General features: G+C 58.9%; 21 protein-coding genes. 6 read left to right on the forward strand and 15 right to left on the reverse strand.

The genetic code is table 11. The features are described 5' to 3' along the window. Positions 1 to 207: 207 nt before the first annotated feature. From VFO93_RS20650 to VFO93_RS20675, 6 genes are all read left to right on the forward strand, one after another. Positions 208 to 882: a response regulator transcription factor gene (locus VFO93_RS20650; protein WP_325136286.1), complete on the forward strand. Its 675-nt coding sequence runs from the start codon at positions 208 to 210 to the stop codon at positions 880 to 882. A gap of 42 nt (positions 883 to 924) precedes the next feature. Further along, a complete protein-coding gene (locus VFO93_RS20655; RefSeq protein WP_325136287.1) occupies positions 925 to 2,301 on the forward strand; it encodes a HAMP domain-containing sensor histidine kinase in 1,377 nt (458 codons plus the stop codon). Between the two features lie 82 nt (positions 2,302 to 2,383). Continuing rightward, entirely contained in the window at positions 2,384 to 3,781 is a 1,398-nt protein-coding gene (locus tag VFO93_RS20660; protein WP_325136288.1) for a TolC family protein, read from the forward strand. A gap of 37 nt (positions 3,782 to 3,818) precedes the next feature. Further along, positions 3,819 to 7,076: an efflux RND transporter permease subunit gene (locus VFO93_RS20665; protein WP_325136289.1), complete on the forward strand. Its 3,258-nt coding sequence runs from the start codon at positions 3,819 to 3,821 to the stop codon at positions 7,074 to 7,076. Between the two features lie 51 nt (positions 7,077 to 7,127). Further along, on the forward strand, positions 7,128 to 8,240 hold the full coding sequence (locus tag VFO93_RS20670) for an efflux RND transporter periplasmic adaptor subunit (protein ID WP_325136290.1): 1,113 nt from the start codon (positions 7,128 to 7,130) through the stop codon (positions 8,238 to 8,240). 182 nt (positions 8,241 to 8,422) lie between these two features. Next, complete coding sequence (locus VFO93_RS20675; protein ID WP_325136291.1) at positions 8,423 to 8,644, forward strand: hypothetical protein; 222 nt, start codon at positions 8,423 to 8,425, stop codon at positions 8,642 to 8,644. Between the two features lie 33 nt (positions 8,645 to 8,677). On the opposite strand, the gene VFO93_RS20680 is transcribed toward VFO93_RS20675, so the two are convergent. From VFO93_RS20680 to rplC, 15 genes are all read right to left on the reverse strand, one after another. After that, positions 8,678 to 9,085, reverse strand: a complete 408-nt coding sequence (locus tag VFO93_RS20680) for a hypothetical protein (protein WP_325136292.1) — start codon at positions 9,083 to 9,085, stop codon at positions 8,678 to 8,680. An 84-nt stretch (positions 9,086 to 9,169) separates the two neighbouring features. Beyond that, positions 9,170 to 9,439 carry a 30S ribosomal protein S14 gene (gene rpsN / locus VFO93_RS20685; RefSeq protein WP_144846881.1) on the reverse strand — a complete coding sequence of 90 codons (270 nt, stop codon included), beginning with the start codon at positions 9,437 to 9,439 and terminating at the stop codon, positions 9,170 to 9,172. Beyond that, the gene (gene rplE / locus VFO93_RS20690) at positions 9,439 to 9,996 is read right to left on the reverse strand and encodes a 50S ribosomal protein L5 (RefSeq protein ID WP_173116018.1); all 558 of its coding nucleotides are present in this window, start codon (positions 9,994 to 9,996) and stop codon (positions 9,439 to 9,441) included. Before rplE ends, rpsN begins: the two co-directional genes overlap by 1 nt. 14 nt (positions 9,997 to 10,010) lie before the next feature. Further along, positions 10,011 to 10,274, reverse strand: coding sequence for a 50S ribosomal protein L24 (gene rplX, locus VFO93_RS20695; RefSeq protein ID WP_208131281.1), 264 nt, complete (start codon positions 10,272 to 10,274; stop codon positions 10,011 to 10,013). A 3-nt stretch (positions 10,275 to 10,277) separates the two neighbouring features. Further along, complete coding sequence (gene rplN / locus VFO93_RS20700) at positions 10,278 to 10,646, reverse strand: 50S ribosomal protein L14 (RefSeq protein ID WP_068340463.1); 369 nt, start codon at positions 10,644 to 10,646, stop codon at positions 10,278 to 10,280. A gap of 9 nt (positions 10,647 to 10,655) precedes the next feature. After that, positions 10,656 to 10,955 (reverse strand): 30S ribosomal protein S17, encoded by a 300-nt coding sequence (rpsQ, locus tag VFO93_RS20705; protein WP_151086037.1) that lies wholly within the window; start codon positions 10,953 to 10,955, stop codon positions 10,656 to 10,658. Between the two features lie 2 nt (positions 10,956 to 10,957). After that, positions 10,958 to 11,167 carry a 50S ribosomal protein L29 gene (gene rpmC, locus VFO93_RS20710; protein ID WP_173116020.1) on the reverse strand — a complete coding sequence of 70 codons (210 nt, stop codon included), beginning with the start codon at positions 11,165 to 11,167 and terminating at the stop codon, positions 10,958 to 10,960. A gap of 4 nt (positions 11,168 to 11,171) precedes the next feature. Further along, a complete protein-coding gene (gene rplP, locus VFO93_RS20715) occupies positions 11,172 to 11,600 on the reverse strand; it encodes a 50S ribosomal protein L16 (protein WP_068340453.1) in 429 nt (142 codons plus the stop codon). A 93-nt stretch (positions 11,601 to 11,693) separates the two neighbouring features. Continuing rightward, positions 11,694 to 12,581, reverse strand: coding sequence for a 30S ribosomal protein S3 (gene rpsC / locus VFO93_RS20720; protein ID WP_325136293.1), 888 nt, complete (start codon positions 12,579 to 12,581; stop codon positions 11,694 to 11,696). 6 nt (positions 12,582 to 12,587) lie between these two features. Continuing rightward, positions 12,588 to 13,013 carry a 50S ribosomal protein L22 gene (gene rplV / locus VFO93_RS20725; RefSeq protein ID WP_305018565.1) on the reverse strand — a complete coding sequence of 142 codons (426 nt, stop codon included), beginning with the start codon at positions 13,011 to 13,013 and terminating at the stop codon, positions 12,588 to 12,590. 1 nt (position 13,014) lies between these two features. After that, positions 13,015 to 13,293, reverse strand: coding sequence for a 30S ribosomal protein S19 (gene rpsS / locus VFO93_RS20730; protein WP_068340444.1), 279 nt, complete (start codon positions 13,291 to 13,293; stop codon positions 13,015 to 13,017). A 3-nt stretch (positions 13,294 to 13,296) separates the two neighbouring features. Continuing rightward, positions 13,297 to 14,124 (reverse strand): 50S ribosomal protein L2, encoded by an 828-nt coding sequence (gene rplB / locus VFO93_RS20735; protein WP_325136294.1) that lies wholly within the window; start codon positions 14,122 to 14,124, stop codon positions 13,297 to 13,299. Between the two features lie 33 nt (positions 14,125 to 14,157). After that, entirely contained in the window at positions 14,158 to 14,445 is a 288-nt protein-coding gene (gene rplW, locus VFO93_RS20740) for a 50S ribosomal protein L23 (RefSeq protein ID WP_325136295.1), read from the reverse strand. Continuing rightward, positions 14,445 to 15,092: a 50S ribosomal protein L4 gene (gene rplD / locus VFO93_RS20745; protein ID WP_325136296.1), complete on the reverse strand. Its 648-nt coding sequence runs from the start codon at positions 15,090 to 15,092 to the stop codon at positions 14,445 to 14,447. Before rplD ends, rplW begins: the two co-directional genes overlap by 1 nt. A 19-nt stretch (positions 15,093 to 15,111) precedes the next feature. Then, the gene (gene rplC, locus VFO93_RS20750) at positions 15,112 to 15,732 is read right to left on the reverse strand and encodes a 50S ribosomal protein L3 (RefSeq protein ID WP_325136297.1); all 621 of its coding nucleotides are present in this window, start codon (positions 15,730 to 15,732) and stop codon (positions 15,112 to 15,114) included. Between the last annotated feature and the right edge of the window lie 118 nt (positions 15,733 to 15,850).

Below are 15,850 nucleotides of genomic sequence, written 5' to 3' on the forward strand. Positions count from 1 at the left end.
ACTGGGCTCGGCTTTCGGGGCGCGGCCCATGGTTTCTTTCGGCAACCTGCCAAATATCGGGTGGGCGAGCCCACGGGTATTCTGTTTCGGGCTGCAAAGGTACGTTGAAGTCTGAGACTTATACAACTGCGTCGGCGATAATTTTTAACGGTATTAGCGGATATCCGGCCGCTCGAGCCCGGGCTAGCCGTTACTTTGCGCTCCAGCATGAAGATTCTACTGGTTGAGGACGAGGCCAGCCTGGCTTCTTTTATTCAGAAGGGCATCGCGGCCGAGGGCTACGAGCTAAAGGTGGCCTTTGATGGCACAATGGGCCAGCGGCTGTTCGACCAGCAGCCGTTTGACGTGGTGGTGCTCGACGTGAACCTGCCGGGCATGAATGGTTTTGAACTGTGCCGCTATATCAAGCAGCACTCGCCGCGCCAGGCGGTGCTGCTGCTCACGGCGCTCGATGGCTTGCAGGACAAGGAAAGCGGCTTCGGGGCGGGGGCTGATGACTACCTCGTCAAACCGTTCGAGTTTCGGGAGTTGCTGCTGCGCATCCGGGCGCTGGCCCGGCGCAGCAGCGCCTACGCGGGCCAGCACGCCGTACTGCGCGCGGCCGACCTGGAGATGGACACCGACACGCGCCTCGTGCACCGCGCCGGCCAGCGCATCGAGCTAACGACCCGCGAATATGCGCTGCTAGAGTATCTGCTGGTGAATAAGGGCAAGAGTGTGAGCCGCATCGACATCGCGGAGAAGGTCTGGGATTTACACTTCGACACTAATACCAACGTCATCGACGTGTATATCAACTACCTGCGCAACAAGATTGATAAGAAGTTTGAGCCCAAGCTTCTGCATACCATCGTAGGGCGCGGCTACCTGCTGCAAGGATGAGGCTAGCCAGCTCCATCGTTCACGCCTCTTTAGCTATTCGCCGTGCAGATTCGCCATAAGCTACTCCTTTGGTTCACGGGGCTGGTGAGCGTCCTGCTGCTGGCCTTTTCGGCCTATGTGTATTGGAGCTACGCGGATTTTCGGACTCAGGCGTTCCAGCAGCGGCTGGTGCGCAAGGCTGAGCTACTATACCAGATACTGGATGATGAACGGGTAGATAAGGCCCTAGCCACGCTGCCCGAGCAGGCGGGCTATATCTACAGCCCTACCGGCCAGCTCCTGTACGCGAGCCCGAATGCGGGCGACTATACAGCCTCGCCTGCTTTTCAGGCCGAGGTGCGACAGGAAGGGCGGGTAGCGTTTGACTTCGCCAGCCCTCATCATCTTTACCGCAAGGAAGGCGTGGCGCTAACGTTTCGGCACGAGAACGAGCCGGGGCTGTACTTGGCCGTGGTTACGGCTTACGACAATGCCGGCTTCACCCGCGAACACACGCTACTGCTTACCTTATTATATGGCTTTCTGGGCGCGGTAGTGCTGGTGTCGGGACTTGGGCTGGTGTTTGCCCGTTGGGCAATCCTACCTTTTAATCGGCTGATTGCCCAACTGCGGCAACCCAGCCTCACGCAACCGTTTCGGCTGCGGCCGCTGCACGCGCACGACGAAGCGGGCGAGCTGGCGGCGGCTTTCAACAGTCTGCTAGCTCGCCAGGAGGCGCTGGCGCAAAGCCAGCAGGCTTTTATCGCGCAGGCCTCGCACGAGCTGCGCACGCCGCTCACTACTGTTAAGGGCTGGCTTGAAACGTCGCTAGCCTATGACGCCGATGCGGCTAGCCTGCGCGAGGGCATCCGGCAGGCGGCGCAGGAACTGGATAAGCTGACCGCGCTGGCCAACGGCTTGCTGCACCTGGCCCACCTGGAGGGGCTAGGCACTCGCCTGGAGCGCCACCCACTGGAACTCATGGATTTGCTGCTTGATGTAATTGACACCGTGCAGCACCAACGGCCGGCCCAGCGCCTGGCGCTGGCCGTGGGTGAGGGTGTACAGCAGCAGTTGAGCGCGCCTACCGTGCTGGGCAATAGCCACTTGCTACGCACGGCGCTTACCAACCTCGTAGACAACGCGTGCAAGTACTCAAACGGCCAGCCGGTGGCGCTGCGCCTCGAAATGCACACCGACCTAGCCATTCGCCTTACTATTGAGGACCGGGGCATTGGTATCGCGCCGGCCGACGCGGAGCGCATTTTTCAGCCGCTGACGCGGGGCACGAATAGCCAGCACGTGAGTGGCTTCGGCATCGGGCTCACGCTGGCGCAGCAGATTATCCATCTACACCAGGGCCAGCTGTGGCTGCGGCCCCGGCCGGGCGGCGGTACGGTGGCCGAAGTGGAGCTGCCGCTACTGCCAGCGGTTGAGTAAGCTGGCGGCCGCGAGTCATTCTAATAACTTCTAATCTGGTGCTAATACCAGGCTAATACCCCTAAGTGAAGTTTGCGGCATCATGTCCGTACTTCGATTTATCTGGCTAGGGTTGGTGGGGTGGCCGCTGGTGGGCTGGGGCCAGGCCCAGACATCGCTCACGCTGCCGCAGGCCTTGGAATTAGCCCGCATCAACTACCCCAGCCTGCGCGCCCGCCAAGCGGGAATCATTGCCGCCACGGCCGACGTGCGTACCGTGCGCGCCAACTACCTGCCGCAGCTCACGGCCCAGGCCCAAGCGCTCGATGGCACCTCTAACCAAGCGCGCGGCGCGCTGCTGGGCGGCATCGGCCCCAATGTGTCGGGGGTGCGCGGCTATACCAGCAACCAAGCTTCATGGGCTAGCCAGGGGATGCTATACATCGATTGGCCGGCGGTGACCTTCGGCCGCTACCGCGCCGATGTGCAGCGCGCCCAGGCCGGCGTGAGCCAAGCTCAGGCTGAGTACGACCAAGAGCTATTCACGCACCAAGTGCAGGTGGCCGATGCCTACCTGTTAGCCCTGTCGGCCCAGAAAGCCGTGGCGCTGCAAGCCGCCAACCTGCGCCGCACCCAGAGCGTGCGGCGGGTGATATTGGCCGCCACCCGCGCTGGCGTGCAGGCCGGCATCGATAGCTCGACGGCCAACGCCGAGGCCGCCCGCGCCCAACTGCAAGTACTGGTGAGCCGGCAGCAGGCCGAGCAGCAGCGCGTGCGGCTGGCTGGCCTGCTAGGTATGCCCACGCAGCGGCTGGCCCTGGCCGATTCGGCGCTGTTTTTTACCAAGCTGCCCGCCCTACCCCCAGCTATCGATAGCAGCACGCTGCTGCGGCACCCTACCCTACTGGCTTACCGGCAGCGCGTATCGGCCAGCGATGCCCTGGCCAAAACCCTGGCCTTTAACAATCGCCCTACCCTTTCGCTAGTGGGCGCTACCTGGGGGCGTGGCTCGGGCGCGGCCTCGTCGGCCAGTGCCGATGGGTCGTTTGCCATCGACCCGTCGCTAGGGGCCGGGCTGCCTTTTAAGGTGTACAACTACGCGGTGGGCGCGGCGCTCACCTGGCGCGTCACGGAGCTGATACACAGCAAGCGCGCCGCCACGGCCCAGCTAGCCCGCTCGGAGCAGGCCCGCGCCGAGTACAGCCAGCAGGAATTACAGCTGCGCACCGAGCAGCAGAATACCCGCCTGCAAATCGACTTGGCCCAGCAGAGCGCCCTAGCCGCGCCCGCCCAGCTCGATGCCGCCAGCCGCGCCTACACCCAGGCCCAGGCACGCTACAACGCCGGCCTCGACAATCTAGTGGTGCTCACGCAGGCCACGCTGGTACTCAATCGCGCCGAAACCGACCAAGCTATCGCCATCAACAACGTGTGGCGGGCGCTGCTACTGCGCGCCGCCACGAGCGGTAACCTCAGCGAGCTTACCAGCCAGCTGCCTTAGCAGTTTCCCTACTCTACTACTTATTTAGCAAGTTGTTATGATAAAAGCATCTCTTGCCAAACCCATTGCCGTGCTGGTGGCGCTGGTGGGCGTCCTCGTGTTTGCGGGGCTGGCCCTGGGGCGCATTCCGGTCGATATTTTTCCGCGGCTGAATTTGCCCACCATCTACATCGCGCAGCCCTACGGCGGCATGACGCCCGCCCAGATGGAAGGCTTCATTGCCACGCGCTACCAGAACCAGATGCTCTACGTTTCGGGCATTAAGAACGTGGAGGTGAAGAACATCCAGGGTTTGTGCCTCGTGAAATGTACGTTTTACGAAGAAACCAACATGGCCCAGGCAGCCGGCGAGGTCGCCTCGCAGGTGAGCCGAGTGCTCAATTACTTTCCACCGGGCACGGTGCCGCCCATCGTAGTGCGCTTCGATGCGTCGTCGCTGCCAGTGGGCGAACTGGTGTTTAGCAGCAGCACGGCCACGCTGGGGCAGATGCAGGACTTGGCCTCGACGCGGGTGCGGCCCTTGTTTTCGCAGATTCCGGGGGCGTCGGCGCCGTCGCCGTTTGGGGGCAACGAGCGCACCATCGTGGTGCGCGTGGACCCCGAGCGCATGAAAAGCTACCAACTCACGCCCGATGCCATCGTGGCGGCCATCGTGCGCAACAACCAGGTGTCGCCGGCCGGGGCCGTGAGCATGGGCGACTACACGGTGCTCACGCCCAGCAACGCCACCATCGGCCGGGTGCCCGAGTTTCTGGATATTCCGCTGCGCCAAGGCGTTGGCCCCACCGTGTTTATCCGCGACATGGCCCGCGTGGAGGATGCCACCGATACGCCGGTGGGCTACGCGCTCATCAACGGCAAGCGCTCGGTGTACATCCCAGTCACGAAATCGGCCGATGCCTCGACCATGAGCGTGGTGCAGGCGCTGCGCGCCAAGCTACCCGAAATGCAGGCCCTGCTGCCCGACAATATTCACCTTAGCTACGAGTTCGACCAATCGGTGTACGTGACGCAGGCCGTGCATAGCCTGGCGTTTGAGGGCGGGCTAGGAGCGCTGCTCACGGGTTTGGTCGTGCTGCTGTTTTTGCGCGACTTGCGCTCGTCTCTCATCGTGATTCTCACCATTCCGGCCTCGATACTATCGGCCGTACTGTTGTTGCAGCTCACTGGCCAGAGTATCAACCTGATGACGCTGTCGGGGCTGTCGCTGGCCATCGGCATCCTGGTTGACCAGGCCACGGTGGTGATTGAAAACATTCACCAGCACCTGGAAATGGGCAAGCCCAAGGCCCGCGCCATTCTGGATGCCAGCCAGGAGGTGTCGTTTCCGCTACTGCTCATCACGCTCAGCATTCTGGCGGTGTTTGCGCCGTCGTTTTTGATGACGGGCGTGCCGCGGGGCATGTTCGTGCCGCTGTCGCTGGCGGTGGGCTTCTCCATCATCGTGTCGTATTTGCTGTCGCAGAGCTTCGTGCCGGTGGTGGCCAACTGGTGGCTGAAAGATGGCCACCATGCTGTTCCTACCTCGCCTGCCGAGGCCCAGGCCGAAGCCGACGACGACCTGCTCGAAGCCCAGCCCGCCGCCACGCCCGACGAGCGTGCCACCGGCTTCGAGCGCATCAAGCAGGGCTACCTGCGCCTGCTCGACCGCCTGCTGGCGCACCGGGCCCTAGTGCTCACGGTGTACGGCGTGGTGTGCGCGGGGCTGATTGGTGGCTGCTTCTACTTCATCGGGCAGGACATGATGCCCAAAATCACGCACTCACGGCAGTTTCAGCTGCGACTTATCGCGCCGCAGGGCTTGCGCATCGAGCGCACCGAGGCCCGCACCAAGCAGGTTATCAACATCATCGGGCAGCTGGTGGGGCCGCAGAACGTAGCCATTACCTCGGCTTTCGTGGGCATGACGCCCAGCAGCTACGGCACCAGCGCGCTCTACGTGTTCAACGCCGGCCCGCACGAGGCCGACTTGCAGGTGAATCTGGCCGAAGACTACGAAGTCAAAAACCTCGACGCGCTCAAGGACCAGATTCGCCAGGCCGTGGCCAAGCAGGTGCCCGACGTACAAATCAGCTTCGAGCCCATCGAGCTCACCGACAAAATCATGAGCCAGGGTGCCCAAACGCCCATCGAAGTGCTAGTGGGCGGCAAAGACCTGACCGAGGGCCAGGCCTACGCTGAGAAGCTGCTGACGCGCCTGCGCCAGATTCCGTACCTGCGCGACGTTCGCATCAACCAGCCGCTACGCTACCCTACCGTGCAGGTGGAGGTAGACCGCGAGCGCGCCGCGCAGTTCGGCCTCACGCCCGACCAGATTTCGCGCTCGCTGGTGGCGGCTACGTCGAGCAGCCGCTTCACGGCCAAAAACCTCTGGCTCGACCAGGGCAAGGGCTTTTCCTACCAGGTGCAGGTGCAGCTGGCCGCCCGCGACATGACCTCCAAGGCCGACATGCTGAGCGTGCCCATGATACCCGGCCAGCTCCGCCCCACCCTAGGCGACGTGGCCACGCTGCGCTCGACCACCATCCCCGGCGAGTACGACCGCATCGGGCCGCGCCGCATCATCACCGTGTCGGCCAATATCGCGGGCAAAGACCTCGGCACCGCCACCAAGGCCGTGCAACGGGCCATTAAGCAGGCCGGCACGCCGCCCAAGGGCTCGGCAGTGGAGGTACGCGGGCTAGCCCAGCTGTTGCAGGAAACCCTGAGCAGCCTGCAAACCGGCCTGGGGCTAGCCATCGTGGTTATTTTCCTACTGCTAGCCGCCAATTATCAGTCGTTTAAAGTGGCCGGCGTGGTGCTCGTGACGGTGCCCGCCGTGCTGGCCGGCTCACTAGCCCTGCTGCTGGCCACGGGCCAAACGCTCAATCTGCAATCCTACATGGGCCTCATCATGTCGGTGGGCGTGTCGGTGGCCAATGCCGTGCTAGTCATTACCAATGCCGAAACCCTGCGCCTGCGCTACCGCGATGCCGTGGCCGCCGCCCGCGCCGCCGGTGCCGCCCGCCTGCGCCCCATCCTCATGACCAGCATCGCGATGATAGCCGGGATGCTGCCGATGGCTTCGGGCCTGGGCGAAAGCGGCGAGCAAACCGCCCCACTGGGCCGCGCCGTTATCGGCGGCCTGCTGGCCTCCACGGTGGCGGCGCTGCTGATACTACCCATCGCCTTCGCCGCCGTGCAGCGCAAAACCACCTTCGCCTCAGTGTCGCTCGACCCCGACGACGAGCACAGCCCGGTGTACGACGGCCAGCCTACTGCCGCCGTCGAAGAACCGGAACTGGTGGCGCACTAACAGCCGCGCTACCCGCTCAATTTTCCATTTGATTTTCTGCCTGCCCTTCTCATGCGCGCTCGTTCTTTTCTTCTGATTTTTTGCGGCGCAGCCGGGCTCTTGAGTGGCTGCTCGTCGGCCGATTCCTCCGACGTCGCCACTACCAAGCCCGAAAGCGAAATACCCGCCGACTCGCAGCTGGAAGCCGTGCGCGTCACCGCCACGCAGCCCGCCCAGTCGCTGAGTTTGCCCGGCGAGTTGGAAAGCTATTTCCAAACCGACATCTCGCCCCGCGTGAGCGCCTACGTGCAGCGCCTGCACGCCGACATCGGCGACCACGTGCGCCAGGGCCAGGTGCTGGCCGACCTCGATGCCCCCGAGCTGACTGCTGCCCTCAACGAAGCCGCGTCCAAGCAAAAGGCTGCCGAGGCCGTGTTGCAATCCAGCCGCGGCACCTACCAGCGCCTGCGCCAAACGGCGCGCACCGCCGGGGCCATCGCGCCGCTTCAGCTAGCCCAGGCCCGCACCCAGGTCATTACCGACAGCCTGAACGTGGCCGCTGCCCGCTCGCACTACAACGCCGCCCGGCAAATGACCAACTACCTACACCTCACCGCGCCCTTCACTGGCGTCATCACCGAGCGCAACCTGTCGCCCGGCGCGGCCGTGGGGGCCAGCGGCCCCGGTGCCCTACCCCTCTTCAAGCTGCGGCAGCTCAATCGGCTACGCCTGCGCGTAGCCGTGCCCGAAGCCTACGTGGCCGACATGCGCCAAGGCAACCCGGTAGATTTCTCCGTAAAGTCTTACCCCGGCCGCACCTTCACGGGCCGCATCAGCCGCATCGCTGGCAGCGTGCAAGCCGCCACCCGTTCCGAGCAGGTCGAAATCGACATTCCCAACCCAAAGGAAGAGCTAAAGCCCGGCATGTTCGCCTCGGCTAGCCTGCCCATCACCCGCCCCCAAAGCAGCATCTTCGTCCCCAAAAGTGCCCTAGTCACCACCGCCGAGCGCACCTACGTCATCCGCGTAGCCAGCGGCCACGCCAGCCTAATCGATGTTCAGCAAGGCGACGAGAACCACGACCAAGTCCAGGTATTCGGCAAGCTCAAAGCCGGCGACGTAGTACTGAAGAACGGCACTGAGGATGTTGCCGACCAGCAAGCCGTGCAAGTGGCCGTGCAGTAATTGGGTCCGCAGCCGCGCCGCCCGTAGCGGCCGGGGCGGCTTTGGGCTACTCGGAGTTTCTTGTCTGAAGTTTTAGACTGAGCTTAGATTTCCTTTCTATACTTTTGCTATGCAAGAGTAACAAGAGTAACTGATAAGCTACTCTTCAACCATCACCAACATCAAAACACTACTTCTCTATCATGACAACTTATGACATCCGAGTTTATGGTCTTCTTTATGGAGAAGACACATCTGCCCTGTATGGCAATGCTAAATTTCAGCATGTATTAGATGACTTGACTTTTGACCAAGTCAAGAAATTATGGGTAGCCCAAAATCCTCATCTTGAAGTGGATGTAATAGCAATTTACAATACAACTAAAATGCATTTTTGCACTTATCACCATAATTATTATGAATAATGTAAGCGCAAAACATGTCAAATCATGAAAAATTTAATCCTGAAGCGTAAAACCTATTATATTGCTCTCTGAGTAAAAATCAATTTTAATTATTTTTCCATTATACACAGTATGCATACCTGCTACGGTAAATGGCGTGTCTTTAGAAAATCCCTCTGTAGTGAGAGACAATTCTCTCATCTCTTTGAATAAATTTTTAGCCAGACATTCTATTTCCACCCTATTCAGCAATCCATTATTAATATTGAAAAATCCTTTTCCATGAAAAACATTATACTTATCAAAATAATATTGACCTTCTTGCGAAAAATTAAGCAGCATTGGACCATAGGTATCGGCTACATTTGCCAAACCAACGGCACTTTTAAATTCATCTTCGTTCTGCGTATCAGCTATTAGATGAAGTGACAGTGTCAAAAGTTGTGTTGCTATTTCTTGCATGATTTTAGGTCGGTTTTAAACGAAAATATGCGCCCCAGTCGAAACTGAAGCGCATATCAAACATACAGCCAAAAAGGCTAAAATCTACCAGCTCGACTTCGTCACGCCGGGAATCTTACCAGCCAGCGCCATTTCGCGGAAGCGAACGCGGCTGATGCCAAACTTGCGCATGTAGCCACGGGGGCGGCCGTCAATCATGTCGCGGTTGTGCAGGCGCACGGGCGACGCGTTGCGGGGAAGCTTGTCGAGGCCAGCGTAGTCACCGGCAGCTTTCAGGGCCTTGCGCTTCTCAGCGTAGCGGGCTACCAGGGCAACGCGCTTGCGGGCCCGGGCTTTGATGGATTCTTTAGCCATTATTCAGCTTCCTTTTTAGCGTTAGCGAAGGGCATACCGAAGGCGCGGAGCAGCTCATAGCTCTGCTCATCGTTTTCGGCCGTCGTTACGAAGGTGATATCCATACCAGAGATTCCTTTGATTTTATCAATCGAAATTTCGGGGAAGATAATCTGCTCCTTCACGCCGAGGGTATAGTTACCCCGGCCGTCGAAGCCCTTATCGTTGATGCCTTTGAAGTCACGTACCCGGGGTAGGGCTACGGTCAGCAAACGGTCCAGGAATTCATACATCCGCTCGCCGCGCAGCGTTACGCGCGCACCGATGGGCATGCCCTCACGGAGTTTGAAGTTAGAAACCGAACGCTTGGCGATGGTCGGAACAGCTTTCTGACCGGTGATGGTCGTCAGCTCCTCTACCCCGTTGTCTACCAGCTTCTTGTCAGCAACAGCGGCACCGATGCCACGGTTGATGCAGATTTTGGTGATGCGCGGTACCTGCATGATGCTCTTGTACTGGAATTTCTCCTGGAGCGCGGGTACCACCTCTTTCTCGTATTTATCTTTTAGACGGGCCATGGTCGTAGTGCGGATTAAGCGGTGGCCGAATCAACCTTCTTCACGTTCGAAACGTGAATGGGGCTTTCGATTTTGGTAATGCCGCCCTGGGGGTTCTTCGCACTCGGCTTGTTGTGCTTGGTTACCAGGTTCAGGCCTTCTACGATGACGCGCTGGGTAGAGCGGTTCACCGACTTGATAACGCCACGCTTGCCCTTTTCGTCGCCGGCAATTACGAGTACGTTGTCGCCCGTCTTCACGTGCAGCTGAACGGGGGCTGCTTTCTGTTTCGTTGCCATAACTTAAATTACTTCGGGGGCTAACGATACGATTTTCATGAACTGCTTCTCGCGCAGTTCGCGGGCTACTGGCCCGAAAATGCGCGTGCCGCGGGGCTCATCGTTGTTGTTGAGCAGTACGGCAGCGTTGTCGTCGAAGCGGATGTAAGAACCATCCTTACGACGGATTTCTTTCTTCACGCGTACGATAACAGCCTTGCTAACAGTACCTTTCTTGGCATTGCCCGAAGGGATAGCCGACTTAATGGCTACCACGATTTTATCACCAACCGTAGCGTATTTCTTGCCCGTGCCACCCAGTACGCGGATGCAGAGCACTTCCTTGGCGCCGCTATTGTCGGCTACCGTGAGGCGGGATTCTTGCTGTATCATCGTTCAGGATTATTTAGCACGTTCAACAATTTCAACCAAGCGCCAGCGCTTAGTCTTGCTCAGGGGGCGGGTGCTCATGATGCGCACCAGGTCACCTTCGCCACACTCGTTTTTCTCGTCGTGGGCGTGGAACTTGGTGGTCTTGCTCACGAATTTGCCGTAAATCGGGTGCTGGTGCTTGGCTACTACCGCAACTGTGATGGACTTATCCATCTTGTTGCTGGTCACCTTGCCCACGATTTCTTTCCGCATGTTGCGGTCCGAAGCAGCATCGTGAGCCGGCAGCAGGTTTTCTTGAGTCGGTTCCATTACTAAGCTTTGTTAGAAGCCTGCTCATTGTTCCGACGCGAAAGCTCCGTTTGCAGGCGAGCAACGGTTTTGCGGTTGGCCTTCAGACGGCCGGGGTTTTCGAGCGGGCTGATAGCGTGCGCGAAGCGCATCTGCTGGCCGTTGGTTTGCTCGGTTTTAATCTGAGTGCGCAGGTCGTCGAGCGACAGGGCGCGGATTTCTTCGTTTTTCATCGAATTAAGCAGCGTTCTCTACGTAGTCGCGACGAACTACAAATGAGGTACGAACCGGCAGCTTCTGAGCCGCCAGACGCAGCGACTCTTTTGCGGTTTCGAGGCTCACGCCATCCGATTCAAACATGATTTGGCCAGGCTTCACGCAGGCTACCCAATATTCGGGCGAACCTTTACCCTTACCCATCCGCACTTCAGCAGGCTTCTTGGTAATTGGCTTATCTGGGAAAATGCGAATCCATACTTGCCCTTCGCGTTTCATGGCACGGGTCATGGCAATACGGGCAGCCTCAATCTGGCGAGCCGTAATCCAAGAGATTTCCAGTGACTTAAGCGCGAACGAACCGAAGTCTATGGAGCTGCCGCGGTAGGCTAGGCCTGTTACGCGACCCTTTTGCATCTTGCGATACTTGGTCCTTTTCGGTTGTAACATTTGAGTAAAAAAAGAAAACTTGAAAAATATTAGCAGTGAACCGTACCCTGAACAAAATGATTCAGGATACGGCTCAGACTAGTTTAATTTAACCTAGCGACGGGGACCGCCACCTTGGCCGCCGCGGTTGCCACCGCCAGCGGGGCCACTACCTTGACCACCACGGTTACCACCGCCTTGGCCGCCACGGGGGCCGCCAGCGGCGCCGTCACGACGTGGGCCACGGTCGCCATCACGACGCGGACCACGGTCGTTGCGGTCACCATCGCGGCGCGGGCCACGGTCGCCACCACGGCCACCACGGTCATCACCACCTTGCTGACCAGCCGGAACCTGGTTAGGCGAGAGGTCGGGCTTGCCGAATACCTCACCACGCATTACCCACACCTTGATGCCGATTTTGCCATACACCGTTTGGGCTTCTGACAGAGCATAGTCGATGTCGGCGCGCAGCGTGTGCAGCGGGGTACGACCTTCTTTGTATTGCTCCGAGCGAGCAATCTCAGCACCACCTAGGCGGCCACCGCACTGAATTTTGATGCCTTCAGCACCAGCCCGCATAGCAGCCTGGATGGACATCTTCATGGCGCGACGGAACGAGATACGGGCAGCCAGCTGCTGAGCGATGCTCTCGCCTACTAGGCGAGCGTCCAGCTCGGGGCGCTTAATCTCGAAGATGTTGATTTGAACGTCCTTCTTGGTGATTTCCTTGAGTTCGTCCTTAATCTTATCAACCTCCTGGCCGCCTTTACCGATTACCACACCCGGGCGAGCCGTGTTGATGGTGATGGTAATCCGCTTCAGGGTGCGCTCGATAACGATGCGCGAGATACCACCCTTTTGGATACGGGCGTTGATGTACTTGCGGATTTTCTCGTCTTCAACGAGTTTGTCGGCAAAATCCTTGCCGCCGTACCAGTTTGAGTCCCAGCCTTTGATAACGCCGAGTCGGAAACCAACGGGATTTACTTTCTGTCCCATGATAAATTAAGCGTTGGCGGGGGTTTCGGTGGGGGTAGCAGCGGCGAGGCGGGTCAGAGCGTTCAGCTCTTTCTTCGACATCTGCGACTCACGCTGCGGGCCTACCGTCAGCGTGATGTGGTTCGAGCGCTTGCGGATGCGGTGGCCACGGCCCTGGGGGGCGGGGCGCAGGCGCTTCAGCTGGCGTCCTTCGTCTACCGAAATCTCGGTCACGCAAAGGTTGGCGTCTTCGATGCGCTCGTCGGGGTTCTTCTGCTGCCAGTTGGCCAGGGCCGACAAGAGCAGTTTCTCCACGCGCTCAGCACCCGAGTTAGCCTCAAAGCGGAGCAGGCCGAGGGCCTGGGTTACGCGCTTGCCGCGTACCAGATTGGCTACCAGGCGCATTTTGCGCGGCGAGGTAGGCACGTTACGGAGTTTGGCTACTGCTTCCATCTTAACGCTTGCCTTTATCTTTTTTGGCGACGTGGCCGCGGAAGTTGCGCGTGGGCGCAAACTCGCCGAGCTTGTGGCCGACCATGTTTTCAGTTACATAGACCGGGATGAACTTGTTCCCGTTGTGGACTGCGAAGGTGTGACCCACGAAGTCAGGCGAAATCATCGAGCGGCGCGACCAGGTCTTTACCACCGACTTTTTGCCAGCGCTTTCCAGCGCTTCTACCTTTTTCTCGAGCCGGAAGTCAATGTACGGCCCTTTTTTGAGTGAACGTGCCATATATTACTTCTTGCCTTTGCGGCTGACAATCAGGTTCTCAGAATACTTGTTCTTGTTGCGGGTCTTCTGACCCTTAGCGAAGATGCCGTTGCGGCTGCGCGGGTGACCACCCGACGACTTACCTTCACCACCACCCATGGGGTGGTCAACAGGGTTCATGGCTACACCACGAACGCGGGGGCGACGACCAGCCCAACGGTTGCGACCGGCTTTGCCCATCACAACGTTCATGTGGTCACCGTTCGATACCGTGCCCACCGTGGCGGTGCAGGTAACGAGCACCATGCGCATCTCGCCCGAAGGCAATTTCAGCGTGGCATAACGGTCTTCGCGAGCTACGAGCTGGGCGTAGGTGCCAGCCGAGCGAGCGATAGCCGCGCCCTGACCGGGCTGCAACTCGATGTTGTGCACGATGGTACCGAGGGGCATCTCGCGGAGCGGCAGAGCGTTGCCAACTTCGGGAGCTACACCGGGACCCGATACGATAACGGTATCTACATTCAGGCCAGCGGGGGCGATGATGTAGCGCTTCTCGCCGTCGGCGTAGTGCAGCAAAGCAATACGAGCGGTACGGTTCGGGTCGTATTCGATGGTCTTCACCGTGGCCGGAACCCCGGCTTTGTCACGTTTGAAGTCAACGATACGATACTGGGTTTTGTGTCCACCGCCGATGTAGCGGTTCGACATTTTACCCGAAGAGTTACGACCGCCGCTCTTCTTGAGCGAGGTCAGCAACGACTTCTCCGGCGTCGACGAAGTGAGCTCGTCGAAGGCCGGGGCCACGCGGAAGCGTTGGCCTGGCGTGGTTGGTCTGAGTTTTTTAAGTGCCATTACTAGCTAGTTGGGCTTTTGCGGCGAAGGCAATTAGATATTGCCGTAGAAATCAATGATGTCACCATCTTTCAGGGTCACGACGGCTTTCTTGCCGTGCGAGCGACGGCCCGAAACCTGGCCGGCCTTAGTGGCCTTCGACTTCACTTTGCCAATCGTGCGCATCGTGTTGATGCCAATCACGGTAACGCCGTAAAGCTGCTCGATGTCTTTCTTAATCTGCACCTTGTTAGCCGTGCGTTCCACTTCGAATACGTAGCGGCCGGTTTCGGTGAGGCTGGTAGCCTTCTCGGTGATAATGGGGCGTTTCAGCGTGCTCATTATTCGGCGGAGTTAGAGGTGTACAATTGCTCCAGCGAACGCAGGCCATCCTCGCTGATGAGCAGGGTGTCGGTGTTCAGAATGTCGTGGGTGTTGAGGCCTACGGCAGTCGAAACCTTCACTTTCTGCACGTTGCGGGCGCTGAGAAGCAGGTTTTTGTCAGCAGCTTCGCCGGCCACGTACAAGGTCTTGCGACCGTTGTTGAGCTTCAGGCCATCTAGAACGGCCACGAAGTCCTTGGTGCGGGGAGCGCTGAACGCCAGGTTTTCAACCAGGGCTACTTTGCCAGCGCGGGCCAGGGCCGACAGGGCCGACAGACGAGCAACACGCTTGGTTTTTTTGTTCAGCTTGAAGCCATAGTCGCGGGGCTGGGGACCGAACATCCGGCCACCACCTACGAATACACCCGACTTCATCGAACCAGCACGGGCACCGCCGGTGCCTTTCTGCTTCTTCAGTTTCTTGGTGGTGCGGGCTACTTCAGCGCGCTGCTTCGATTTGTGCGTACCCTGGCGCTGGTTGGCCAGGTACTGCTTCACGTCGAGGTACATGACGTGCTCGTTCGGCTCGTGGCCGAACACGGCGTCGGACAGCGTAACCTTGCGGCCGGTGTCTTCGCCTTTGCTATTGAATACGGACAGTTCCATCTCTAGTAAGCTTAGCAGATTATTTCTCCAGGTACACGTAGCCATTCTTGGCACCGGGCACCGAGCCGCTCACCAGAATCAGGTTCTTGTCAGCTACAATACGCATCACTTTCAGGTTCTGAATCTTGACGCGGTCGGTGCCCATGCGGCCACCCATGCGCATTCCTTTGAATACGCGCGAAGGCCACGAGCACGCACCGATAGAACCGGGGTGACGCAGACGGTTGTGCTGACCGTGGGTTTGGCCACCCACACCTTGGAAATTGTAGCGCTTTACAACACCTTGGAAGCCTTTACCTTTCGAGGTACCAACTACGTCAACGAACTCACCTTCTTCGAACAGCGAGGTTTCAACCGTGCTGCCGAGCGAGTAGGTGGCTACGTCTTCCGTGCGGAACTCTACCAGACGCTTCTTGGGGGTAGTGCCGGCTTTGGCGAAGTGGCCAGCCAGTGCCTTAGTGGTATTTTTCGCTTTCTTCTCGCCGTAAGCGATTTGAACCGCGTTGTAACCGTCGCTTTCGACAGTCTTAACCTGCGTCACTACGCACGGACCCGCTTCGATGAGCGTGCAAGGAATGTTCTTCCCGTCCGGAGTGAAGAGGCTTGTCATACCGATTTTTTTACCGATGATGCCAGGCATTCTGTGTGGATATTAAATGACACAAAAAGAAAAGGCCCGAGTGGCCTTTTCGCTAAGGGAGTGCAAAGGTAAGAGTTTTTTTCGGGAAAAACCAGGGTGAACGAGAAATAAATGTAGC

This window comes from Hymenobacter sp., assembly GCF_035709525.1.
In the GTDB taxonomy this organism is placed as follows: Bacteria; Bacteroidota; Bacteroidia; order Cytophagales; family Hymenobacteraceae; genus Hymenobacter.